This is a genomic window from Streptomyces sp. NPDC085900 (assembly GCF_044540925.1).
GTDB classification, from domain to species: Bacteria; Actinomycetota; Actinomycetes; order Streptomycetales; family Streptomycetaceae; genus Streptomyces; species Streptomyces gilvifuscus.
In genome coordinates this window covers 34,813-57,646 of record NZ_JBITSP010000024.1, presented here as the reverse complement: position 1 = coordinate 57,646, position 22,834 = coordinate 34,813, and the positions used below count along the sequence as shown (strand labels likewise).

19 protein-coding genes are annotated in these 22,834 nt (G+C 71.9%); 14 read left to right on the top strand and 5 right to left on the bottom strand.

All coding sequences use genetic code 11. The features are described from left to right. A partial coding sequence (locus tag ACIGDI_RS42925; RefSeq protein ID WP_399908357.1) for a cbb3-type cytochrome c oxidase subunit I occupies window positions 1–648 on the top strand: 648 nt, incomplete at its 5' end. Then, window positions 645–980, top strand: coding sequence for a hypothetical protein (locus ACIGDI_RS42920; protein WP_399908355.1), 336 nt, complete (start codon window positions 645–647; stop codon window positions 978–980). The genes ACIGDI_RS42925 and ACIGDI_RS42920, both read left to right, overlap by 4 nt. Window positions 981–986: 6 nt before the next feature. Here the strand turns inward: ACIGDI_RS42920 and ACIGDI_RS42915 are convergent, their stop codons facing one another. Then, entirely contained in the window at window positions 987–2,942 is a 1,956-nt protein-coding gene (locus ACIGDI_RS42915; protein ID WP_399908352.1) for a ricin-type beta-trefoil lectin domain protein, read from the bottom strand. 209 nt (window positions 2,943–3,151) lie between these two features. Between ACIGDI_RS42915 and ACIGDI_RS42910 the strand changes: the two genes are divergently transcribed. Continuing rightward, a complete protein-coding gene (locus tag ACIGDI_RS42910) occupies window positions 3,152–4,375 on the top strand; it encodes a glycosyltransferase (RefSeq protein WP_399908365.1) in 1,224 nt (407 codons plus the stop codon). A gap of 28 nt (window positions 4,376–4,403) precedes the next feature. Here ACIGDI_RS42910 and ACIGDI_RS42905 read toward each other — a convergent pair whose 3' ends face one another. Further along, window positions 4,404–5,066 carry a TetR/AcrR family transcriptional regulator gene (locus ACIGDI_RS42905; protein WP_399908350.1) on the bottom strand — a complete coding sequence of 221 codons (663 nt, stop codon included), beginning with the start codon at window positions 5,064–5,066 and terminating at the stop codon, window positions 4,404–4,406. A gap of 177 nt (window positions 5,067–5,243) precedes the next feature. Here ACIGDI_RS42905 and ACIGDI_RS42900 point away from each other — a divergent pair, with 177 nt between their 5' ends. Beyond that, a complete protein-coding gene (locus tag ACIGDI_RS42900; protein ID WP_399908347.1) occupies window positions 5,244–6,491 on the top strand; it encodes a YncE family protein in 1,248 nt (415 codons plus the stop codon). A 139-nt stretch (window positions 6,492–6,630) separates the two neighbouring features. Here ACIGDI_RS42900 and ACIGDI_RS42895 read toward each other — a convergent pair whose 3' ends face one another. Both ACIGDI_RS42895 and ACIGDI_RS42890 read right to left on the bottom strand, forming a co-directional pair. After that, window positions 6,631–8,487: an endoglycosylceramidase gene (locus ACIGDI_RS42895; protein ID WP_399908345.1), complete on the bottom strand. Its 1,857-nt coding sequence runs from the start codon at window positions 8,485–8,487 to the stop codon at window positions 6,631–6,633. Between the two features lie 93 nt (window positions 8,488–8,580). Beyond that, window positions 8,581–10,608, bottom strand: coding sequence for a GTP-binding protein (locus tag ACIGDI_RS42890; RefSeq protein WP_399908342.1), 2,028 nt, complete (start codon window positions 10,606–10,608; stop codon window positions 8,581–8,583). A 262-nt stretch (window positions 10,609–10,870) separates the two neighbouring features. Here ACIGDI_RS42890 and ACIGDI_RS42885 point away from each other — a divergent pair, with 262 nt between their 5' ends. The 7 genes from ACIGDI_RS42885 (at window position 10,871) to ACIGDI_RS42855 (ending at window position 18,679) form a co-directional block, all read left to right on the top strand. After that, window positions 10,871–11,341 (top strand): (2Fe-2S)-binding protein, encoded by a 471-nt coding sequence (locus ACIGDI_RS42885; RefSeq protein ID WP_390631074.1) that lies wholly within the window; start codon window positions 10,871–10,873, stop codon window positions 11,339–11,341. Continuing rightward, a complete protein-coding gene (locus tag ACIGDI_RS42880) occupies window positions 11,338–13,710 on the top strand; it encodes a xanthine dehydrogenase family protein molybdopterin-binding subunit (RefSeq protein ID WP_399908340.1) in 2,373 nt (790 codons plus the stop codon). Before ACIGDI_RS42885 ends, ACIGDI_RS42880 begins: the two co-directional genes overlap by 4 nt. After that, a complete protein-coding gene (locus ACIGDI_RS42875; RefSeq protein ID WP_399908337.1) occupies window positions 13,707–14,561 on the top strand; it encodes an FAD binding domain-containing protein in 855 nt (284 codons plus the stop codon). Before ACIGDI_RS42880 ends, ACIGDI_RS42875 begins: the two co-directional genes overlap by 4 nt. A 42-nt stretch (window positions 14,562–14,603) precedes the next feature. Then, entirely contained in the window at window positions 14,604–15,461 is an 858-nt protein-coding gene (locus tag ACIGDI_RS42870) for an AAA family ATPase (protein WP_399908335.1), read from the top strand. Continuing rightward, window positions 15,458–16,816 carry a VWA domain-containing protein gene (locus ACIGDI_RS42865; RefSeq protein ID WP_399908333.1) on the top strand — a complete coding sequence of 453 codons (1,359 nt, stop codon included), beginning with the start codon at window positions 15,458–15,460 and terminating at the stop codon, window positions 16,814–16,816. Before ACIGDI_RS42870 ends, ACIGDI_RS42865 begins: the two co-directional genes overlap by 4 nt. Window positions 16,817–16,954: 138 nt before the next feature. Then, the gene (locus ACIGDI_RS42860; protein ID WP_399908330.1) at window positions 16,955–18,055 is read left to right on the top strand and encodes an XdhC family protein; all 1,101 of its coding nucleotides are present in this window, start codon (window positions 16,955–16,957) and stop codon (window positions 18,053–18,055) included. An 18-nt stretch (window positions 18,056–18,073) separates the two neighbouring features. Next, a complete protein-coding gene (locus tag ACIGDI_RS42855; protein WP_399908328.1) occupies window positions 18,074–18,679 on the top strand; it encodes an SRPBCC family protein in 606 nt (201 codons plus the stop codon). A gap of 379 nt (window positions 18,680–19,058) precedes the next feature. On the opposite strand, the gene ACIGDI_RS42850 is transcribed toward ACIGDI_RS42855, so the two are convergent. Continuing rightward, window positions 19,059–19,559, bottom strand: coding sequence for a metallophosphoesterase family protein (locus tag ACIGDI_RS42850; protein ID WP_399908325.1), 501 nt, complete (start codon window positions 19,557–19,559; stop codon window positions 19,059–19,061). 87 nt (window positions 19,560–19,646) lie between these two features. On the opposite strand from ACIGDI_RS42850, the gene ACIGDI_RS42845 reads away from it, so the two are divergent. From ACIGDI_RS42845 to ACIGDI_RS42835, 3 genes are all read left to right on the top strand, one after another. Continuing rightward, window positions 19,647–20,108, top strand: a complete 462-nt coding sequence (locus ACIGDI_RS42845) for a MarR family winged helix-turn-helix transcriptional regulator (protein WP_399908322.1) — start codon at window positions 19,647–19,649, stop codon at window positions 20,106–20,108. A gap of 64 nt (window positions 20,109–20,172) precedes the next feature. Further along, window positions 20,173–20,757 carry a hydrolase gene (locus ACIGDI_RS42840; RefSeq protein WP_399908319.1) on the top strand — a complete coding sequence of 195 codons (585 nt, stop codon included), beginning with the start codon at window positions 20,173–20,175 and terminating at the stop codon, window positions 20,755–20,757. 119 nt (window positions 20,758–20,876) lie between these two features. After that, on the top strand, window positions 20,877–22,832 hold the full coding sequence (locus tag ACIGDI_RS42835; RefSeq protein WP_399908316.1) for a glycosyltransferase family 2 protein: 1,956 nt from the start codon (window positions 20,877–20,879) through the stop codon (window positions 22,830–22,832). Window positions 22,833–22,834 lie beyond the last annotated feature (2 nt).

Sequence of the window (22,834 nt, the reverse complement as noted above, 5' to 3'; positions counted from 1 at the left end):
GGCACGATGTGGAAGGGGTCCCTGTCCTTCGAGACCCCGATGCTGTGGGCGACCGGCTTCCTCATCACCTTCACCTTCGGCGGCCTGACCGGCGTGATGCTCGCTTCTCCGCCGATCGACTTCCACATCTCGGACAGCTATTTCGTGGTGGCGCATTTCCACTACGTGGTCTTCGGCACGGTCGTCTTCGCGATGTTCGCGGGATTCCATTTCTGGTGGCCGAAGTTCACGGGCAGGATGCTCGACGAACGGCTCGGCAAGATCACGTTCTGGACGCTGTTCATCGGTTTCCACGGCACGTTCCTGGTGCAGCACTGGCTGGGCGCCGAGGGCATGCAGCGTCGTATTCCCGACTATCTGGCGGTCGAGGGACTGAGCACGCTCAACACGGTGTCGTCGGTCTTCTCGTTCCTGCTGGGCATGTCGTTCCTGCCCTTCTTCTACAACGTCTGGAAGACGGCGAAGTACGGCGAGAAGGTCGAGGTGGACGACCCGTGGGGTTACGGCCGTTCGCTGGAGTGGGCCACCTCCTGCCCACCGCCGCGGCACAACTTCGTGCAACTCCCCCGCATCCGCAGCGAGTCCCCGGCCTTCGACCTGCACCACGGCCAGGTCGCGGCGGTGGAGAGGGAGTTGACGTCGTCATGAGCGGTGAGGACGGGCGCGTCCTGGTCAACGAGATCGAGGGGCACCTGCTGATCGCCGCCGTCCACCGGGACGGCCACGCGGCCGCCGCGCGCTTCAGCGCCCCCTTCGACTGGCTGACCCGGGCCCAACGGGAGGAGGTGGAGCGGCGTTTCGAGGCGGAGTACCTCGTACTCGCCCGTGCCTCGTGGGAGCACACGGCCGAGCGGGCCCGCGAGGTGCGGGGCGAGTACGAGGAGGCCTACCGCGGTCTGCGGCGCCGCCTGCTGGCCGGCTGGCTGCTGGCGTGCGCCGCGGTCGTGGCCGTCACCGTGCTGGTGGCGCCGCTCGTGTAGCCGGGCCTAGTTCAGCGTCCACTTCTGGTTGTCGCCGCCGTTGCAGCTCCACAGGACCAGCGACGTCCCGTTCGCGGTGCCGTTGTCGTACCCGTCCAGGCACAGCCCGGCGTTGACGTTGGTGATCGTGCCGTCGCCGTTGACGTTCCACTTCTGGTTGCTCTGGCCGTTGCAGTCCCAGATCACGACCTTGGTGCCGTTGGTCGTGCCGAGGTTGTAGGCGTCCAGGCACTTGTCGCCGTAGACGACGAGTTCCTTGCGGGAGGTGTACGTCCAGGCCTGGTTCTGGCCGCCGTTGCAGTCCCACACCTCCGCCTGGGTGCCGTTGGTGATCGTGTTGTCGTAGATGTCGAGGCAGCGGCCGGACTGCTTGCCGACGACCTGGGAGCCGTTCGCTCTCGGCAGCGGGCGGACCGTGATGTCGGACAGCGTCGGTGCGCCGGAGAAGGCGAGGGTGTTCGAGGAGCCCTTCGCCAGGCCGACCATGACGGAGACGGTGCCCTGCGAGGAGCCGGTGGGCGGGAAGGACACCGTCGTGGCGCCCTGTCCGTCGACTTTGAGGGTGGCGGTGCGGGCCGTGGACGTGTCGTTGGTGTATGCGACGTCCACGACCTTCACGCCGGTGCTGCCGGCGGCCACGCCGGAGAAGCTCGCCGTGCCGGTGTAGGTGCTGCTCGACGCCTCCGTGCCGCCGGTGACGCCGAGCATCACCGAGCCGCCCGCCGGGACACTGGCGGTGTAGCCCGTGCCGTACGTGCCGACGTCCGCCCGCGCCCACAGGTCCCGCACCTTCGCGGACGCGCTGGTCAGCCCCAGGTCGGCCCAGCGGACGGTGATGTTCTGCGCGGACGAGGTGCGGTTGAGCAGGACGACGGCGCGGTTGCCGGTGCCGGCGAGGACCTTGCCGTACACCTGCAGTCCGGTGGCGTCCTCGGCGACCTTGACGCCCTGGAGGCCGCGCGGGTCCTGGTCCACGGCGATGACCTCGGGGTTCTTGAGGATGGCGGCGGTCTCCGACGTCATCGTGGCGAGGTTGTTGCCGGCGAGGAGGGGTGCGCCGGAGATCGCCCACAGGTTCATGTGGGTGCGGTTCTGCGCGGCGGTGAAGCCGTCCATGCCGACCATCAGCATGTCCGGGTCGTTGTAGTAGCCCGTGTGCTGCGCGAGCGGGTGCAGGGTCTGGTCGAAGTTGGACAGCAGGTTCGTCATCGACGGCGAGTTGCCGTAGTAGATGATGTCCGTGCTGGTGCGCCACATCGGCGCCTGGCCCGGGGCCCAGTTCCAGGGGTTCTGCTTGCCCCAGTTGCAGACGGAGAGGGTCAGCGGGCGGCCGGTGGTCGCCGACGCCTTCGCCACCGCGTCGCTGATCGACCGGTACGCCGTCGCCGCGTCGAGTCCTTCGGCGTCGCCGCCGCACCAGTCGACCTTGACGAAGTCGAAGCCCCACTTGGAGAACTGCAGCATGTCCTGGTCGTAGTGGCCCTCGCTGCCGGTGTTCGGCGCGGCCGGACGGCCGGTCGGGTAGTAGTAGCCGCAGCCGTTCTTGCCGGCGTCGGTGTAGATGCCGGCCTTGAGGCCCTTGCTGTGGATGTAGTCGGCGATGGCGCTCATGCCGCCGGGCCACTCGCTCGTGTCGACGGTGATGTCGCCGGAGCTGTCGCGGGTGCCCTGCCACCAGCCCTCGTCGATGTTGATGTACTTGTACCCGGCCGCCGGCAGGCCCGCGGCGACGAAGGCGTCCACCTGCTGCTTGATGACGCTGTAGTCGATTTTGGCGGCGAAGCTGTTCCAGGACGCCCAGCCCATCGGGGCGGTGGGCACCGCTGTCTGACGGCTCGTCGCCGCCTGTGCGGGGGCGGGCGCGGCGAACAGCAGGGCGGCGGTCGCCGTCAGGGCGAGTGCGAGGAGGCGTGCGGCGGCGGCTCTGAGACGCCGCACCGGCGTGCGCGGTGGGGGATACATGCGGCTCCTTCAGCGGGACGGGCCCCGAGAGGGCAATCGTCCGAGATTCCGAACACAGATCGATTACTCGAACAGGCTCGGCTGAACGTAGGGCTCCGGATGCGGGGAAGTCAACGGCCGTGACAGGTGCGAAGTGGCGCACGCGGCGCGGTTGTTCGGCCCGAACCCCGCCCGCCGGAGCCATACTGGCCGTCGTGCGTGTAGCGATCATGACGGCGGGCTCCCGGGGTGACGTGGCCCCCTACACCGGACTCGGGCACGCGCTTCTTCGCGCCGGGCACGAGGTCACGCTGGTCACGCACGCCCGGTTCGAACCGCTCGTCGCGGGATCGGGCGTGCGCTTCCACCCCCTGCCGGTCGATCCGCGGGCGGAGTTGGAGTCCTCCCGCGGGCGCGGACTGCATCGCAGCGCGACCGGAGTGGGCAAGTTGGTGCGGGTGGCCGCGATGGCCCGGACGCCGGCGGGACGGATGACGGACGACCTCGTGGCGGCAGCCCGGTCGAGCGACATGCTGCTGCTGTCCGGCTCGGTGGGGCCGCTCGGGCACACCGTCGCCGAAGGCCTCTCCCTGCCCTGCCTGGACGTGCCGCTCCAACCGCTGCTCCCCACGCGCGAGTTCGGCCCGCCGATGCTGGGCGGCCGCTCGCTGGGACCGCTGGGCAACCGGATCGCGGGGCACGGGCTGGAACGGGCACTGGAGTACGTCTTCGCGGGCGCGGTGCCGGCGGCCCGGCAACGCCTCGGCCTGCCCGACACCCGCAGGACGACCGCACGGCGGGAACGGCAGCGGCGGCCGGCGCTGCACGGCTTCAGCCCGCTGGTGGTGCCGCGACCGGGCGACTGGCCGGCCGGCGCGGAGGTGACCGGCTACTGGTGGCCGTACGACGGCGACACCCGACTCCCTTCGGCGCTGCGGGACTTCCTCGACGCGGGGCCGCCCCCGGTGTACGTCGGCCTGGGCAGCGCGACCGTGCCCGATCCCACGCGGCTCAGTGCCGCCGTCGTACGAGCCCTGCGGCGGGCCGGGCTGCGGGGCGTCGTCCAGCGCGGCTGGGCCGAGCTCGAAGTCTCGGGCGACGACGTGCTGACGATCGACGAGGTGCCGCACTCCGCGCTCTTCCCCCGTATGGCCGCCGTCGTCCATCACGCGGGGGCGGGCACTACTGCGGCGGGGCTGCGCGCCGGGGTGCCGGCCGTGCCGGTGCCGGTCCAGTTCGACGAGGGTTTCTGGGCGGCACGGCTGGTGCACCTGGGCGTGGCTCCCCGTGCCCTGCCGCTGCGCGCACTGACCGCCGACTCCCTGGCAGCGGCCCTGACGCGGGCCACGCGCGACCCGGCCTTCGCTCGCCGCGCGGCGGCGCTGGGCGCTCGGATCCGGGTGGAGGACGGGGTGACGCCGGTGCTGGAGGCGATGGGCCGAGCGGGCGGATAGGGACCCGTGCCGCTCCGGGGCCCGCGCCTCACCCGGCGGCGGGCTCCCAGCCCGGCGGCCGCAGAATCCCCAGCAACTGCCGTACCAACTCGTCGACGACCTCGTCCAGCGTCGCGTCCACCCACCCCGCGCTCCAGTCGTGCAGCAGGCCGTTGACGCTGCCGATGAAGGCCGTCGCGGCGAGGCGGTAGTCGCGCGGGGCCGCCTCGCCGCGTGCGGCCAGCGTCTCGGCCTCGGCACAGATGAGGTCGACCCAGTGGGCGCGGCGGGCCAGACGCTGCTCCTCCATGCGTGGGCTGACGCCGATGATCTCGACGAAGGCGATCCGGATCCGGCGGGGGTCGCTGGTGATGTTCGCGGCGTAGGCGCGGAAGATCGCGGTCACGCGCTCGCCGATCGTACGGTCCGGGGCCTCGGCCAGCGCGGCCAGTACGGCCTCCTCGGCCCAACCGTTGACCTGCAGGTGGAGGGCGGCCAGTACGTCCTCCAGGGTGCGGAATTCCTCGTAGAACTGGCGGGTGGACAGTCCGGCGGCCTCGCTCAGCGCCGCCACCGTCGTGGCCCGGTATCCGGGGTCGGCGCCGAACAGTTCGAGGGCGGCGTCCAGGAATCTGCCGCGCCGCTCGGCCTGCCGCTGAGCGGCGGTCTTGCCGCCGTACCGGCCGGTCGGCGCCTTGAGCCTCCCCGTCACGGGACCTCCCCTTTTGCGTGATCCCTCGATTTTGTCGTGTACGCAGTCTTGTGGAGAAGGCCACCCCTTCCTTACTTTCCAGTAAGTAAGAGTCTGAACGCCACCGTTTTCAGATTCCGCGAGCCGTTGCCATTTGGCATGCCCCTGTCGCCACGTCTTCCAGAGGAGGGAGCAGCCATGCCTGCCCTCAGATCCAGGCACTTTTGCTCCGTAGCCGCCGCCCTCGCCCTGACCGTCTCCGTGCCCGCGACCGCCGCCACCGCGGACTCGTCCGCGGCGCTGCGCGAGGTGCTGTTCGTGGGCAACAACTGGGACGGCACCGCCAGCGTCCTGAAGTCCTCCGGCGACTTCGCCAAGGTCGGGGAGATCAACGTCGTCCCCGACAAGGCGCAGCGCATCGCCGAGATCAACGCCGACCCCATCAAGTGGATCTACTACACGGCCATCCGCAACCAGGTCGGACAGGGGCACGACCAGTACGTCGACGACATGTACTCCACTCCGGACGGCAGGTCGGTGGTCGTCTCCCGCCCCAGCTTCGCGGACGTCGTCTCCATCGACCTGGCCACCGACAAGATCAACTGGCGTTTCCCGGTGGCCGGTTACCGCGCCGACCACATGGCTGTCTCCCCCGACGGCACCCGGGTCGCGGTCTCCGCGTCCACCGCCGACAAGGTGCAGGTGCTGGACATCAACACCGGCAAGGAACTGGGTGAGTTCGACACCGGGGACAAGCCGCACGAGAACGTCTTCACCAACGGCGGCAAGTACATCTGGAACATGTCGATCGGCGAGGTCACCACGTCCCTCGACGACCCGTCGGCGGACTGGACCAAAGGCGACCGTCACATCACCGTCGTCGACGCGACCACGTACAAGACCGTCAAGACCATCGACATGCGCGACCGGCTGGACGCGATCGGTCTGAAGAACTTCTCCGACGCGGTCCGCCCGGCCGCGTTCACCCCCGACTGGTCGAAGATGTACTTCCAGGTGTCGTTCTTCAACGGCTTCCTGGAGTACGACATCGCCTCCGACAAGATCACCCGGGTCAAGACGCTGCCGGCGAACCCGGCGACCAGCACCGACCGCACCACCTGGCTGCTGGACTCGCGCCACCACGGCATCTCGATGAGCCCCGACGGCACCAAGCTGTGCGTCGCCGGGACGATGGACAACTACGCCACCGTCGTCGACCGGGCCACGCTCCAGGAGGGCCCGCTCGTGACGGCGTCGACCCCGTACTGGGCGACCGTCAGCGGTGACGGCAAGGACTGCATCATCTCCGAGAGCGGCGCCGACCAGGTCACGGCGATCGACTTCGCCACCGGCCAGAAGGTCACCTCCGTCGCAGTCGGCGACCACCCGCAGCGTGTGCGGCTGGGCCATGTGCAGGCCGACTGGACAGGACCGTCCGCGAGCTGACCGCTCACCGACGGCGCCGGACCACGGGGTCCGGCGCCGTCGCACGGGCCGAGCCGGTCCCGGGGCGGCCTCGCGGGCGGACATGGCGGAGAAGGTCCCGGCTGAGGGTCTCCGTCCGCCGCCCGCCCGGGCGGGCCGGTCAGAAGTGCGCCGCCGCCCAGGACGCCAGTTCGGACTTCGCCGCGGCCAGCAGGGTCGCCGACGGTGCCGTCGCCCCGTTGGTGACCAGCGCGTAGTGCAGGACGCCGGAGTCCGAGTCGGTGAGCAGCAGTCGCCGGCTGCCCGTGCCGCCCGGTTCGGGGGCCGCAGCGACCGGGGTCGAGGCCGTGTACGCCGGTGGTCCGTAGACCGTGCCGAGGTCGGAGACGACGGTGGTACCGGCGGTCGGGAAGGAGGCGGGCAGGTGCAGTTCGGTGGGCGCCGAGCCGCTGCCCGACCTCCACACGAGCAGTCCGTACTGGCCGGAGCCCACCAGCTGGGCCGTGTTCGGCAGTGAACCGGGCACAGGGTTCCAGGTCAGGGTCGTCGAACCGTCGCGGGAGCGGTCCTCGTAGGTGAAGGCGAGTGTCGCGCCGGCTGTGGCGCCGGGGTAGACGCGGTCGAGGAGCCGGGCATCCTGACGGAGCGTCACCGCGCCCGCGTCGTCGAGCTTCACGACCGAGAGGTCCTCGTCGTTCCAGCCGTCGCCGGAGGTCTGCACCTTGTCGGGGTTGCCGTTCATCAGCTCGTGGTGGCGGCCGTTGTAGATGTCCCACTGCCACTGGTCGCCGGAGAGCACCGGACCGGACGCGGACGGGCTGCTCCACCAACGCGAGCCCGGCAGGCGGGAGTCGAGGGCCTGGTACATCGCCTTGTCGACGCTCGGGGACTTCCCGGCGGTCGATCCCGACAGCGGATGGCCGAACTCGCTGACCACGGCGGCGGTCCCCGCGGCCGAGGCGCGGTCGCGGACCGTGCCGAAGTCGCTCGCGTACTGCCCGTCGGAGGCGTTGCCCCACATCAGGATGCCGGAGATGGCCTTCTGGTCGTAGAAGTGGGTGTTGAAGACGTACCGCGAGCCGAGCGTGCCCGCGTCGAGCAGGCCGCCCTCCTGTTTCTGGGAGTCGATGTTGGAGTTCCAGAAGAGGTTCGGCTCGACGAAGGCGGGCTTGTCCTGCCAGCCGGCCGCGTCCATCCGGGCGCGGAACTTCTGGTAGAAGGGCCACAGCAGGTCCCGTTCCCAGGTGCGGCTGGTCTGGCCCGAGTCATAGCTGCCGGCGTACGGCTCGTTGTAGGGGTCGAAGCCGACGACGCCCGCGAACTCCGCGCCGCTGAGGTGCTGTTGGACGTAGGCCATGGTCTTCTGGGCGGTGTCCAGGAAGGAGTCCTGCAGGCCGTAGGCGTTGTGCCAGAAGTCGTACTGCGCCTTCGTCACGGCCTGGTTCTGGGTGATGTTCTGCCCCCAGAACAGGCAGATGCCGCACGACTCCTGCGGATAACTCCCGAGCGCGACGGCCCACTTGGGAGCTCCGTCACCCGTGTACCAGCTGCCCGAGTTGAACAGGTATCGGGAGTAGAGGTCCTGGTGGAAGTCGGGGTAGACGCGGATGCCGGCGTCGAGGAAGGCCCGCATCTGGTCGGTGGCGGCGGCCAGGTAGGCCGCGTCGACCGTGCCCCGGGTGGGCTCCGCGTGCGCCCAGGACAGCAGGAAGCGGACGGAGTTGCCGCCGCCGAGGGCGCGAAGCGCGGTCGCCGACTTCCTGGCGTCGGCGACCGAGGCGAAGGGCAGGCCGCTGTTCTCCTCCAGCTTGGTCTCACCGGAGACGTTGTAGCCGCGCAGCACGACCTCACGGCCGTTTCCGTCGACGAACCGGCCGTTCTGCACGGTCAGAGGGGACTCGTCGAACCACAGGGAGTCGGGGAGGGTGGCGGCGGTGGCGGACGGGGCGCCCGTCACCGCCAGAGATCCGAAGAGGACAACCAGGACAACGAGCAGACGCGTCCGGATATTCGGCATGTCCACTACAGTCTGGCCATTTCCGGACACCGTCAATACTTCTGACTCTTGAGTAAGTTTCAGGTTTTCCTCGTACGTCCTTTCCCAGCCACCTCAACCGCCCACTCGACGCGTCACGTTCAACAGGTACTCCCTGCGGTTGAGGGGGTTGTGGTCGGTGCGCGGACGTTCCGGAACGGTTCCGTAGGCGATCGGTGCGTAGTGGTCGAAGGCGGTCTCCAACTCGCCCTCCCCGCGCGTCAGTCCGGGCAGCCGGCGCCCGAGCGCGTGCACCTGTCCGGCCGGGACCTCGCCCTCCAGCACACAGCTCGTCCCCCGCGTCTCGGTCGTGCGGGGCACGGCCCGCAGGGCGGCCAGCGCCGGCAGCAGGGCGCCCAGGGTGTCGGCCGGGGCCTCGATCCGGAAGCGGTGCATCGGCTCGTGGACGCGGGTGCCGGCCCGCCGCAGCGCCGCCATCAGGACGAGCGGGGTCAGCCCGCGGAAGTCGGCGCCGGTGCTCGACATGCTCTTGTCGAAGCCCTGGTGGGCGTGGCTCTGCCGGGGCGAGTAGCCGCAGTGGGTCATGGTGACGGTGCAGTCGTCGACCTGCCAGCCGTGCAGACCCTGCCCGAGGGTCTCGCGGACGGTGTCCTCGACGGCCTTGAAGAAGGCGTAGGGCATGGAGCCGAGCTCCACCTCCAGCCGGAAGTCGACGCCGGAGCCGGTCGGGGCGGGCTCCACGCGCAGTCCGACGGTGGCGAGGAAGGGGTTGTCGCCCTTCTTGTTGAACTCGACCGCCGCTCCCGTGCCGGCCGGCCGCTCGACGCAGATGACCGTGGTCTCGCGGAAGTCGACCTCGAGCCCGAACTCGTCGGCCAGGGTGGCCTGGACGACCTCCTTCTGCACCTCGCCGTAGAGGGACACCGACATTTCCTGGCGCACCTGGTCGTGGCGCAGGCCGATCAGCGGGTCCTGTTCGGCGAGCTGGGTGAGGGCGGCGTGGAGCCGGCGCGGGTCCACACCGGGCCCCGGCACGACGACCGTCTCCAGGGTCGGCGGTGCGAAGAAGTGCTCGTGGGCCTTGCGGGGTTCGCCGAGCGCGTCGCCGATCCTGACGTCGGCCAGCCCCCACAGCCGGGCGATCCGGCCGGCCGGGACGGCGTCGTCACGGACGTCCGTGCCGCGGTCGAAGACGCTGATCGCGGTGACCCGGCCCTCCCCGCGGCCCGTGCCGCCCTTGCGGCCCGCGTCGCCTTTGCGGCCCATGCCGTTCCCGCGGTCCTCTCCGAAGGGGACGCGGTCGCGGGTGCGCAGGGTGCCGGAGAACATCCGGGCGTACGCCACCTTCTCCCCCGCCGGACCCCGCTCGACCTTGAAGACGGTGCCCGAGACCGGCCCGTCGGGGTCGCCGCCGGCCGGCGGCAGCAGGTCCCGGACGCCCGTGATCAGGGCGTCGACGCCCGCGCCGGTGATGGCGGAGCCGAAGTAGACGGGGTGGACGAGGGCGGAGCGGGACTGGGCGGCGAGGGCCGCGCGGACGGCGGAAGGTGACATACCACCGTGCTCGACGTACTCCTCCAGCAGCTTCTCGTCATGGTCGGCGAGCACATCCGCCGCCTCCGCCCCGAGCCCCGCGTCGAAGCGCGCCCCGGGCGTGCCGAGCCCGTGGGCCACGCCCATCGGCACGATCGCCTGCGTCAGCCGCTCCCGGATCGCGCGCAGGACACCCTCGTAGCGGGCCCCGCGGCGGTCGATCTTGTTGACGAACAGCAGGGTCGGGATGCGCAGCCGTTGCAGGGTCCGCATCAGAACGCGGGTCTGCGCCTGGACGCCCTCGACGGCCGAGACGACCAGCACGGCGCCGTCGAGCACGCCGAGCACGCGCTCCACCTCGGCGATGAAGTCCGGGTGGCCGGGGGTGTCGATGAGGTTGACCGTGACGCCGTCGACCGGGAACGAGACGACGGCGGACTTGATGGTGATGCCGCGCTGCCGCTCCAGCGCGAGGGTGTCGGTCCGGGTGCTGCCGTGATCGACGCTGCCGATCTCGTCGATCACCCCGACCGAGTGCAGCAGCCTCTCGGTGAGGCTGGTCTTACCGGCGTCTACGTGCGCGAGGATTCCGAGGTTGAGCAGATGCACCGAGCGTCATGTCCTTCGTCATGGGAGGGATTCCTTCCTGGGTGGACATGGACGCAGTGCGCATGAGTGCTCCTCGTGAGGGAACGACGGGTCCCCACGAGTGCAGCAGAGCCGGGACGGCCGCGGCAATGGATTAACGCTCAACGAACCCCGCCGGAGCACTCGCCGGGTCACGCGTGCGGTCATAGAGTGACGTACATCACGATCAGGCGCTGTTTCCCCTTGATCCCCTCACTCGGCCCGCTCAGTCCCTGGAGGGCACATGACCCACATCTCGGTGAAGGTGGACGGCACGACGTACGAGGACGACGTGGAGCCCCGCCTCCTGCTCGTCCACTACCTGCGCGACCGTCTCGGCCTGACCGGCACCCCGATCGGCTGCGACACCTCCAACTGCGGGGCGTGCACCATCGAGCTGGACGGCGTCAGCGTCAAGAGCTGCTCGGTGCTCGCCGTCCAGGCCGACGGCAGCGAGGTGACGACGGTCGAGGGCCTGGCCCGCGACGGCGAGCTGACCGCCCTGCAGCGGGCCTTCCACGAGAAGCACGCCCTGCAGTGCGGCTACTGCACCCCGGGGATGCTGATGGCCGCCCGCGACCTGCTGCGCGAGCACCCGCACCCCACCACGGACGAGATCCGGCACGCCCTGGAGGGCAACCTCTGCCGGTGCACCGGCTACCAGAACATCGTGCGGGCCGTGCAGGCCGTGTCCGAAGAGGAGGTCCCGGCATGACCGACCAGGCCGTGCAGGGAGAGGTCGGCCGCGCCCGGCCCCGCAAGGAGGACGCCCGGCTGATCACCGGCCAGACCAACTGGACCGACAACATCAGTGTCAACGGCCTGCTGCACATGGCGATCCTGCGCAGCCCGATGGCCCACGCCCGCATCACCCGCGTCGACGTCTCCCCCGCGCTCGAACGCCCCGGTGTCGTGGCCGCGTTCAGCGGAGCCGACCTCGCCGAGGGACTGGGCTCGCTGCCGTGCGCGTGGCCGGTGACCGAGGACATCGTGCTGCCCGACCACCCGCCCATGGCCGTCGACGAGGTGCGCCACGCCGGCGACCCGGTGGCCCTCGTCGTGGCCCGCGACCGGTACGCGGCCGCCGACGCCCTGGAGGCCATCGAGGTCGACTACGATCCGCTGCCGCCGGTCCTGGACCTGGAGGCCGCACTCGCGGACGACTCCCCGCTGGTCCACTCCGACAAGGGCACCAACCGCTGCTACGTCTGGCCGCTCAAGACCGGCGAGGACTTCGACACCGTGCGCCGGCGCGCCGAGGTGACCGTCAAGCGCCGCTACGTCCAGCAGCGGCTCATCCCCAACGCGATGGAGCCGCGCGCGGTCGTCGTCACCCCGCTCGCCGCCTCCGGGGAGTACACGCTGTACTCGGCGACGCAGATCCCGCACATCCTGCGGGTGATGATGGCGGTGGTCACCGGCATCCCCGAGCACAAGATCCGCGTCATCGCCCCCGACGTCGGCGGCGGCTTCGGCTCCAAGCTCCAGGTGTACGGCGAGGAGGCCCTCGCGCTCGCGGTCGCCCGCAGGATCGGCCGCCCCGTGAAGTGGACCGAGTCCCGCTCCGAGGGCTACCTGGCCACCCACCACGGCCGCGGCATGATCCAGGACATCGAGATCGCCGCGAACCGGGACGGCAAGCTGCTGGGCCTCAAGGTCGACCTGCTGACCGACATGGGCGCCTACCTGATGCTCGTCACCCCGGGCATCCCGATCCTCGGCGCCTTCATGTACCCGGCGATCTACAAGATGGACTCCTACGACTTCACCTGCACCGGCGTCTTCACGACCCGGACGCCGACCGACGCCTACCGGGGCGCCGGGCGACCGGAGGCGACGTACGCCATCGAACGGATCATGGACGAGCTCGCGCACGAACTCGGCCTGGACCCGGTCGAGTTGCGGCGCCGGAACTGGATCGGGCACGAGGAGTTCCCGTACACCTCGATCGCCGGCCTGACCTACGACACCGGCAACTACGAGGCGGCCACCGAGAAGGCGCTCGCGCTGTTCGACTACGACAAGCTCCGCGCCGAGCAGGCCGACCGCAACAGCCGGGGCGACACCGTACGGCTCGGCATCGGTGTGTCGACGTACACCGAGATGTGCGGCCTGGCGCCGAGCCGGGTGCTGCGCGACCTGAGGTACGCGGCCGGCGGCTGGGAGGCGGCGAGCATCCGGATGCTGCCCACCGGCAAGGTCGAGGTCATCACCGGCACCAGCCCGCACGGCCAGGGCCATGTGACCAGCTGGAGCCAGATCGCCGCCGACGTGCTGGGCGTGCCCTTCGAGGACGTCGAGGTCGTGCACGGCGACACCAAGGCGTCCCCGCAGGGCATGGACACCTACGGCTCGCGCTCGCTCGTGGTGGGCGGATCAGCGGTGCACCACGCCGCGGTGAAGGTGGTCGACAAGGCCCGGAAGATCGCCGCGCACCTGCTGGAGGCGAGCGAGCAGGACCTGGAGTTCTCCGGCGGGGTGTTCTCCGTGAAGGGCTCCCCGGACGCCCGCAAGACCATCCAGGAGATCGCCTTCGAGACGTTCACCTCGCACGATCTGCCGGACGGCCTGGAGCCGAGCATCAACGCCGAGCACCTGCTCGATCCGGAGAACTTCTCCTATCCGCACGGCACCCACCTGTGCGCCGTCGAGGTCGACACCGAGACCGGGCAGACCCGGATCAGGTCGTACGTCTGCGTCGACGACGTCGGCAAGGTCGTCAATCCGACCATCGTCGAGGGACAGGTGCACGGCGGGCTCGCGCAGGGCATCGCGCAGGCCCTGTACGAGGAGGCGGTCTACGACGACGAGGGCAACCTGGTCTCCGGCACGATGGCCGACTACCTCGTGCCGTCGGCGCCGGACCTGCCCGAGTTCACCACCGAGCGGACCGAGACGCCGTCCACCACGAACCCCCTCGGGGTCAAGGGCGTCGGCGAGGCGGGCACCATCGCGTCGACCCCGGCCGTGGTCAACGCGATCGTGGACGCGCTGCGGCCCTTCGGCGTCAACGACATCCGGATGCCGTGCACCCCCGAGCGGGTGTGGCGGGCGGTCCGGTCCCAGAAGGAGGCCTCCGCATGATCCCTCCGGCATTCGACTACGTCCGGCCGACGAGCGTCGACGAGGCGGTGCGCGCGCTCGCCGGCGCCGGCGAGGACGCGAAGGTGCTGGCCGGCGGGCAGAGCCTGCTGCCGCTGCTGAGGCTCAGGCTGGCCTTCCCCGAGCTGGTCGTGGACGTCGGCCGCATCCCCGGGCTGCGCGGCGTGCGGGAGGACGGCGACAGGCTGGTCATCGGCGCGATGACCACGCACCACGACGTCGTCCACGACCCGCTGGTGCGCCGCCACGCCGGTCTGCTGGCGGCCGCCACCGCGACCGTCGCGGATCCCGCGGTACGGCACCGGGGCACCCTCGCCGGCTCGCTCGCCCATGCCGACCCGGCCGGCGACCTGCCCGCGGTGGTGCTGGCGCTGGACGGCGAACTGGTGGCGCAGGGGCCGCGGGGGCGGCGGACGATCGCGGCGCGCGACTTCTTCGTCGACTACCTGCAGTCCTCGCTCGAACCGGACGAACTCCTGGTGGAGGTGCGGCTGCCGAAGTCGGACGGCTGGGGCTTCCACTACGAGAAGTTCCACCGGGTCTCGCAGTCCTGGGCGATGGTCGGCGTGGCCGCGCTGGTGCGGCGCGACGACGGGCACATCGCCGAGGCGCGGATCGGCCTGACCAACATGGCCGCGGTCCCGCTGCGGGCCACCGCGACCGAGCAGGCGCTGACCGGCGCCGGGGACGCGGAGGCCGTCGCACGGGCCGCGGAGTCGGCGGCGGAGGGCACCCGTGCGTCGCAGGACGCGTCGGCCACGCCCGAGTACCGGGAACACCTGACCCGGGTGCTCACCCGGCGGGCGGTGCTCGCGGCGGCCGGAATGGGGTGAGGACAGATCACGCACACGCACGGCCTGAGCGGCCCGGAGCGGGTGCGGGCCAGGCTGGAGGAGACGGGCTACCTCGTCGACGACGGACTGGCCATCGCCTGTTTCCTGGCGCTCCGGCTGCACCGGCCGATCTTCTGCGAGGGCGACGCGGGCGTCGGCAAGACCGCGCTCGCCTCCGCCCTCGCCGAGGCGCTCGGCGCGCCCCTGATCCGGCTGCAGTGCCATGAGGGCATTGACGCCTCGCAGGCCCTTTACGACTGGGACTTCCCGCGTCAGCTGCTGCACCTGCGCGCCGCGGAGGCCGCCGGGGTGCAGGACGCCGAGCGGCTGGAGGGCGAGCTGTACGACCGGCGCTTCCTGGTCGCCCGGCCGCTGCTGAAGGCCCTGGAGACGCAGCCGTCGGTGCTGCTGGTCGACGAGATCGACCGGGCCGACGACGAGTTCGAGGCGTTCCTGCTCGAGCTGCTGTCGGAGTTCTCGGTGACGATCCCGGAGCTGGGCACGCTGCGCGCCGAGGTGCCGCCGGTGGTCGTGCTGACCTCCAACCGCACCCGCGAGGTGCACGACGCCCTCAAGCGGCGCTGCCTGTACCACTGGTTCGACCACCCCGGCTTCGCCCGCGAACTGGCCATCGTACGGCGCCGGTTGCCCGGCGTCTCGGCCCGGCTGGCGGAACAGGTGACCGCGATGGTGCAGGCGCTGCGTGCCCAGGACCTCCTCAAACCCCCCGGCGTGGCCGAGACCCTCGACTGGGCCCAGGCCCTGGACGCCCTCGGCGCCGACGAGGTCGACGCGGAACTGGCGGTCGCGACCCTGGGTTCGGTGCTGAAGTACCGCGAGGACGCGGACCGGGCGAGAAACCTGGACCTGGCGGCGGTGCTCGCGGCGCGGGGGGCGTGAACACGATGGCCGGCAGCGGGCAGGAGGAGGGAAGCGGGCGCCGGGAGGCGGGTGGCGCACCGGGGCGCGAGGGCGTTCGCGACGGTCGCGCCGAAGTCTCCCCCGCACCCGGAACGGAGAGCGGGACAGCCGCTGCGCCTCGCCGTGGGAAGGTCGCCCCGCGGGCGCGGCCCCACCGCGGCGACACCCCTCACGAGGGCGGCAGCTCGTCACGGCCGCCCGGCGGTGACGCCGCTCTTCTCGGGTTCGCCCGGGCGCTGCGGGCCGCCGGTGTCGACGCCAGTGCCGAGCGGGTGCATGCCTATCTGCGGGCGGTGGACCAGTTGCGGCCGGGGATGCGGGCCGACATGTACTGGGCGGGGCGGCTGACGTTGTGCGGGGGGCGTGACGACCTGGAGCGGTACGAGCGGGTGTTCGCCGCCTACTTCGGCTCCGCCGAGCCCGCCGGCAGCGCGGTCGCCGCCGCCCCCCGGCCACGGCTGCGGCTGCTCACCCGGGAGGGCCCCGTGCCGCGTCCGGGCGCCCGGCGGGAACGGCACGAAGGGCCGCCCACGGCCACCCTGGCCAGCTCCACGGAGGTCCTGCGCCATCGCGACGTCGGCGGTCTCAGCGCCGTCGAGCGCGAGCAACTGCGCCGCCTGCTGGCCGCGTTCACGCTGCGCGGCGAGACCCGCCGCAGCGCGCGCCGGCGGCCGGCCAGGCGCGGGCCGGTCGATCCGCACCGGACGGTGCGCGAGCTCCTGCGGCGCGGCGGGGAGCCGGCCCGGCTGCGGCGGCACGCGCGCGCCGAGCGGCCCCGGAGGATCGTCCTGCTCGTGGACGTCAGCGGTTCGATGACGCCGTACGCGGACGCGCTGCTGCGCTTCGCGCACGCGGCGGCCCGCGGCGCCCCGACGGAGGTCTTCACGATCGGCACCCGGCTGACCCGGGTGACCCGCGAACTCTCCCACCGGGACCCCGATCTGGCGATGGCGGCGCTCGCGGCGGCCGTGCCCGACTGGCGCGGCGGCACCCGGCTCGGGGAGCTGCTGCGCGAGTTCCTCGACCGGTGGGGGCAGCGGGGCATGGCGCGCGGGGCGGTAGTGGTGATCCTCTCGGACGGGTGGGAGCGCGGCGATCCCGAGCTGCTCGGCGCCCAGATGCGCCGTCTGCACCGGCTGACACACCGGGTGATCTGGGCCAACCCCCGCAAGGCGCGGCCCGGTTACGCACCGCTGGCGGCCGGGATGGCGGCGGCGCTGCCGAGCGTGGACGCGTTCGTCGAGGGGCACAGCCTCGCGGCGCTGGAGCGGCTGGCCGCGGTGGTGCGCGGGGGCGCGGCGGCGGACCTCGTGGAAGGAGCCGGTCGTGCGTGACAACTTCCCGGCGCTGGAGCGGCCGGCCGCGGTGGTGCGCGGGGGCGCGGCGGCGGACCTCGTGGAAGGAGCCGGTCGTGCGTGACAACTTCCCGGCGCTCGAGCGGCCGGCCGCGGACCTGGTGGAAGGAGCGGATCGTGCGTGACATCCTCCCGGCGCTCGGCGAGTGGTACGCGGCCGGTCAGCCGTTCGGGCTCGCGACGGTCGTCGCGGTCAGCCGCAGCGCGCCGCGCGACCCCGGGGCGGCGATGGCGGTGGGGCCGGGTGACGAGGCCGTGGGCAGCGTGTCCGGGGGCTGCGTGGAAGGCGCGGTCTTCGAGCTCGCCAAGGAGGTCGTGGAGAGCGGGCGGGCCCGGCTGGAGACCTTCGGCTACAGCGACGAGGACGCGTTCGCCGTGGGGCTCACCTGCGGTGGCGAGATCACCCTGCTGGTGCGGCCCGTCACCCGAGATTCCGACCCGGGCTTCGCCGCCGTCGCCGAGTCGGTCGCGGCGGGCCGGCCGGTGACCGTGGCGACGGTGACGGACGGACCCGCCCGCGTCGGGGCCACCCTCGCCGTCTGGCCCGACGAGGTGTCCGGCACCCTGGGCTCGATCGGCCTGGACGTGGCGGTCACCGCCGACGCGCGCGGTGAACTCGCCCTCGGTGCCACGGGGTTGCGCCACTACGGCCCGCACGGCGAACGCCGCGAGGACGCGGTGACCGTCTTCCTGCACTCCTTCGCCCCTCCCCCGCGCATGCTCGTCTTCGGCGCCATCGACTACGCGGCCGCGGTCGCCCGCATCGGCGGCTTCCTCGGCTACCGGGTCACGGTGTGCGACGCCCGCCCGGTCTTCGCCACGCCGAAACGCTTCCCGGACGCGGTCGAGGTGGTCGTCGACTGGCCGCACCGCTATCTGAGCGGCACCGACACCGACGAGCGCACGGTGATCTGCGTGCTCACCCACGACCCCAAGTTCGACGTGCCGCTGCTGGAGGAGGCGCTGCGCCGGCCGGCTGCCTACATCGGGGCGATGGGCAGTCGCCGCACGCACGACGACCGTATGAAGCGCCTGGTCGAGTCCGGGCTCACCGAATCCGAGCTCTCCCGGCTGCGCTCCCCGGTCGGCCTCGACCTGGGCGCCCGCACGCCCGAGGAGGTCGCCGTGTCCGTCGCCGCCGAGATCGTCGCGCTGCGCTGGGGCGGCAGCGGCGCACCGCTGACGGTGACCGGGGGGACGATCCACCCGTCGACGTAACGCCCACTGGAGGAAGTCATGGAACTGCACCACGAGTTCACCGTGCCGGTGCCGGTCGACGACGCCTGGCGGACGCTGCTGGACGTCGAGCGGATCGCACCGTGCATGCCCGGCGCGAGTGTCGAGGAGTACGACGGGAAGACGGTCACGGGCTCGGTGAAGGTGAAGGTGGGGCCGATCACCGTGACCTACAAGGGCACCGCCGTCTTCGAGGAGCAGGACGACACCGCGCACCGCATGGTGCTGATCGCCAGCGGCCGGGAGACGCGCGGCCAGGGCACCGCCCGGGCCACGGTCACCAGCACCCTGGCCGAGCGCGACGGCGGCACGGCCGTGTCGGTGCGCACCGAGCTGACGGTGACCGGGCGCCCGGCGCAGTTCGGGCGCGGGGTGATGTCGGAGGTGGGCGACCGGATCATCGGCCAGTTCGCCGAGTGCCTGTCCCAGCGGCTGGGCGAACCGGCACTGCCGCCGATGCAGGAGGAGCCGGAGGAGACCGAGCCGCTCGACCTGTTCCGCACGGCGGGGGTGCCGGTGGCCAAGCGGGTGGCCGTGGGCGTCGCGGCGGCCCTGGTGGCGGCGGCCGTGGTGTACGCCGGTCTGCGGCTCCGGAGGGGGCACTGAGACACCGGTTCGGCCCCATCCTCAGCGACTCATGCGAAAAGGTGTTAAAAGGCCACGAAGGGGGTAGGCGGCAACAACGAGGCAGCAGGACAGCCTCACCACAGTGTCTCTGTGGAAGGAGGTCCGTGAAAGCGCACACTCGAAGCACCGGGCCGCTTGCCGCATCAGCAGCGGCCCGGACCCATGAGTCCCGCCGATCGGATCATCCCGCGCCCCCGGGACCTCTCCCGGCCGGCAGCGAACCCGGTAACACGACCAGCACGAGCACCACGGCGGCCGCGTAGAGACCCGCGGCCGAGCGCGACCGCATGGAATTCCGGGTCCGATGACAGTCCCTCGATACCGCGGTCCCCCGGACCCGCCTCCGTGAAACCGGCCGCTACCGCTGCGGCAGTCGGTGCAGCAGCACGTCCGTCAGGCGACCCTCCTCGACACCGGCGGTCATGTACGTGCAGTGCGGCTGGCGTCGGCGGTCGGTGGGCGAGCCGGGGTTGAGCAGGCGCAGGCCGCCGGGGGCGGTGGTGTCCCAGGGGATGTGGCTGTGCCCGAAGACCAGCACGTCGAGGTCCGGGAACCGGGCGGCGCAGCGCGCCTCGCGGCCCTGGGCGGCTCCCGTCTCGTGCACGACGCCGAACCGCAGACCGCCGATCTCGGCGTGGGCCACCTCGGGCAGCCGGGCCCGCAGATCGGGCCCGTCGTTGTTGCCGTGGACGCCGACCAGCCTGCGGCACCGGCTCTCCAGGAGGTCGAGGGTGGCGGTGTCGACCCAGTCCCCCGCATGGAAGACGACGTCGGCGCGCGGGAGTTCGGCCAGGAGCGGCGCGGGCAGTTCCCTGGCCCGCTTGGGCAGGTGGGTGTCGGACATCAGGAGCAGGCGCACACGGCCAGCGTAAGACCACCGGATCTACAGCCGAGACTGAACAGTCTCAACTGGAAAGTCTGAGCTGACGGATCTACGGTGGGGCGCATGAACACGACGGCGCCCGGCCCCTCCGGCGGCATCACCGACTCCGCCGCGCGTGCCGCGCGCGACCTGCGGGTCGTCTTCAGCCGGCTGCGGCGGCGGATCCGCGAGGTCGCGGAGGACGACGAGCTCACCCCGTCGCAGGTCTCCGCGCTCACCCTGGTCGCCAAGCACGGCGCCGCCACGGCGAGCGCGCTGGCCACGGCGGAGGGCGTACGGCCGCAGTCGATGGCCACCACGCTCGCCGCCCTCGACCGGCACGGCCTGATCCGCCGCAGCCCCGATCCCGCCGACGGCCGCCGCCAGCTCGTCACCCTCACCGAGGACGGGCACCGGCGCGTCGAGGGCGACCGGCAGGCGCGCGAGGAGTGGCTGGCCCGCGCGCTGCAGGACCGGTTCACCGAGGGCGAGCGGCAGACCCTCCTGGAGGGACTGGCCCTGCTGGACCGGCTCACGCGGCCCTGACGTCACCGCCCGCGGTTCCGTCGCGGCGATCACCTCCCCACCCACCGATGAAAGGCCCGACGTCATGACCGTCACCGCCCTCGACCCGCACACCGCCCTCGTCGTGATCGACCTCCAGGCCGGCATCGTCGGCGCCCCCACCCAGCCGTACACGGGCGCCGAGGTGGTCACCCGATCGGCTCAACTCGCCGACGCCTTCCGCACCCGCGGCCTGCCCGTGGTCCTGGTGCGGGTCTCCTTCGCCGCCGACGGCGCGGACGCGGTCCCCGGCCGGACCGAGACGCCCCGGCCCGGCGGCGCCCTCCCGGCGGGCTGGGACCAGATCGTCGGCGAACTCGCCGGTCACGACGGGGACATCACCGTCACCAAGCACAACTGGGGCGCCTTCCACGGCACCGACCTCGATGTGCAGCTGCGCCGCCGCGGTGTCACCCAGATCGTGCTCACGGGCATCGCCACCAGCATCGGCGTGGAGTCGACGGCGCGCGCCGCCCACGAGCACGGCTACCACGTCACCCTCGCCACCGACGCGATGAGCGACCGGTCCGCCGAGGCCCACGCGAACAGTGTGGAGCGGATCTTCCCGCGGCTGGGCGAGACCGGCACCACCGCCGAGATCCTGGAGCTCCTCGCCAAGACGCACGACTGACCGGCCTGCGGCGAGACGTGCACGGGCGGGGCGGAGTGGGCCCAAGTCCCTGGCCGGGTTAGCATCTGGCCACCGCCCGAACGCACACGGCAAGCGAACCGAGGGGGCTCGGAAGCCCGATGCCGGTCAAGGTCAGCGTCATCGTCCCGGTCTACAATCCGGGGCCGTACATCGAGGACTGCATCACCTCGTTGCTCGAGCAGTCCCTGCCGCCCGACGAGTACGAGGCCATCTTCGTCGACGACGGCTCCACCGACGGCACCCCGGCCCGACTCGACGAGCTCGCCGCCAAGGAGCCCCGGGTCCACGTGATCCACCAGGAGAACTCCGGCTGGTCCGGCAAGCCGCGCAACGTCGGCATCGCGGCCGCCCGCGGCGAGTACGTGATGTTCGTCGACAACGACGACAGCCTCGGCACCGAGGCCCTGGAGCGGATGTACGGCTACGGAAAGGCCAACGAGGCGGACGTCGTCGTCGGCAAGATGGCCGGCCGCGGCCGCTCGGTGCCGGTGGAGCTGTTCCGCCGCAACCGGCCGCGGGCCTCCGTCGAGGACGCCCCGCTCATCGACAGCCTCACCCCGCACAAGATGTTCCGCAAGGCGTTCCTCGACGAGACAGGCCTGCGCTTCCCCGAGGGCAGACGGCGTCTGGAGGACCACGTCTTCGTGGTGGAGGCGTACCTGCGCGCCGCCAACGTCTCCGTGATCGGCGACTACGTCTGCTACTACCACATCCGCCGTGACGACGCGTCCAACGCCGGCATCCAGCAGTTCGACCCCGTCGGCTACTTCAAGAACCTGCGCGAGGCGCTCGACGTCGTCGAGCGGTACACCGAGCCGGGACCGGTCCGCGACTCCCTCCACCGCCGCTGGCTGCGCGTGGAGATGGTGGAACGTTTGCGCGGCAGGCGCTTCTTGAAGCTGGCGGAGGACTACCGGCGCAAGCTGTTCGAGGAGATCCACCGCATCGCCACCGAGCGCTTCGGCCCCGGTGTCGCCGCGGGCCTGCAGCCGACCCAGCAGGTGGTGGCCGCGCTGATCGCGGCGAACCGGTACGACGACGTCGTGGCCTTCGCCGAGTGGGAGGCCGGCCTCTCGCTGCGGGCCGTGCCCGGCAGGATCGAGTGGCGCGACGGCACGCTGCGCGTCGAGATCGCCGCGGAGTTCACGGCGGGCGGCGCGCCGCTGACCTTCCCCGGCGGCGGGGTCCGCGCCCCGCTCGACGGGCCGCCCCCGAACATCGCCGAGGCGGTGGCCTGGGTGGGCTCCGACACCGTCGCCCGGTTCGGCAAGGCCGCCCTGGACCTGCTGGTACGCGAACGGTCCACCGCCGCCCAGTACTTCCAGCCGGTCGAGGTCACCCGGGAGATCGTGCCCGTCGCGGACAGCGGGAACGTGCGGCTGGTGCTGCGGGCGACGGCGACCGTCGACCCGGTCGGCGCGGTGGACGGCGGTCCGCTGCGCGCGGGGCTGTGGGACACCTACGCCCGGGTCAGGATGGGCGGCTGGAGCAAGGAGGCCCGGATCGGTCCGGGCCCGCGCAAGGCCCGTGCCGCCGCCTCCGCCGCCGTCGTCGGCGGGCACGTGGTGCTGCCGTACTGGACGGACCCGCACGACAACCTCTCGCTGGACGTCGACCGCGCGAACAAGCGCCTGGGCCTGGACCGCCTCGACCCCGAGAAGGTCACCGTCTCCGGCGGCCAGGTGCGCGTACCCCTGCCGCTGCACGTCCCTGGCGAGAGCCCGGTGCTGCTGCGGCTGACCTCGCAGGGCCGGTCGGTGGACACACCCGGCACGCTGTCCCCGGCCGGGGACGGGGCCGTGCTGGAGGCGTCCCTGCCCGTCGGCGAACTGGGCGGCGGGACCTGGCGGACCGCGCTGTGCCCGGCGCCCGACGACGCGGACGCACGGTCCCTGCCGCTGCCCCTCACCCTGCGGACGGCCAACGGCTCGGTCAAGGTGGTCCGCACTCCACGGCCCTCGGCCGTGGGCCGGCTGGCCCGCAGGGCGCGGCGTGCGCTCGCCGCGGTCCTCGGGCGGCGTACGGCGTCGGCTTCCAAGGCTCGAAAGGCGTGACA

What these genes read in the sequence shown, in the direction of transcription:
- ACIGDI_RS42920 (WP_399908355.1), top strand. Translation starts at nt 645, where the DNA reads ATGAGCGGTGAGGACGGGCGCGTCCTGGTCAACGAGATCGAGGGGCAC.
- ACIGDI_RS42915 (WP_399908352.1), bottom strand. Translation starts at nt 2,942, where the DNA reads ATGTATCCCCCACCGCGCACGCCGGTGCGGCGTCTCAGAGCCGCCGCC.
- ACIGDI_RS42910 (WP_399908365.1), top strand. Translation starts at nt 3,152, where the DNA reads ATGACGGCGGGCTCCCGGGGTGACGTGGCCCCCTACACCGGACTCGGG.
- ACIGDI_RS42900 (WP_399908347.1), top strand. Translation starts at nt 5,244, where the DNA reads ATGCCTGCCCTCAGATCCAGGCACTTTTGCTCCGTAGCCGCCGCCCTC.
- ACIGDI_RS42895 (WP_399908345.1), bottom strand. Translation starts at nt 8,487, where the DNA reads ATGCCGAATATCCGGACGCGTCTGCTCGTTGTCCTGGTTGTCCTCTTC.
- ACIGDI_RS42885 (WP_390631074.1), top strand. Translation starts at nt 10,871, where the DNA reads ATGACCCACATCTCGGTGAAGGTGGACGGCACGACGTACGAGGACGAC.
- ACIGDI_RS42880 (WP_399908340.1), top strand. Translation starts at nt 11,338, where the DNA reads ATGACCGACCAGGCCGTGCAGGGAGAGGTCGGCCGCGCCCGGCCCCGC.
- ACIGDI_RS42875 (WP_399908337.1), top strand. Translation starts at nt 13,707, where the DNA reads ATGATCCCTCCGGCATTCGACTACGTCCGGCCGACGAGCGTCGACGAG.
- ACIGDI_RS42855 (WP_399908328.1), top strand. Translation starts at nt 18,074, where the DNA reads ATGGAACTGCACCACGAGTTCACCGTGCCGGTGCCGGTCGACGACGCC.
- ACIGDI_RS42845 (WP_399908322.1), top strand. Translation starts at nt 19,647, where the DNA reads ATGAACACGACGGCGCCCGGCCCCTCCGGCGGCATCACCGACTCCGCC.
- ACIGDI_RS42840 (WP_399908319.1), top strand. Translation starts at nt 20,173, where the DNA reads ATGACCGTCACCGCCCTCGACCCGCACACCGCCCTCGTCGTGATCGAC.
- ACIGDI_RS42835 (WP_399908316.1), top strand. Translation starts at nt 20,877, where the DNA reads ATGCCGGTCAAGGTCAGCGTCATCGTCCCGGTCTACAATCCGGGGCCG.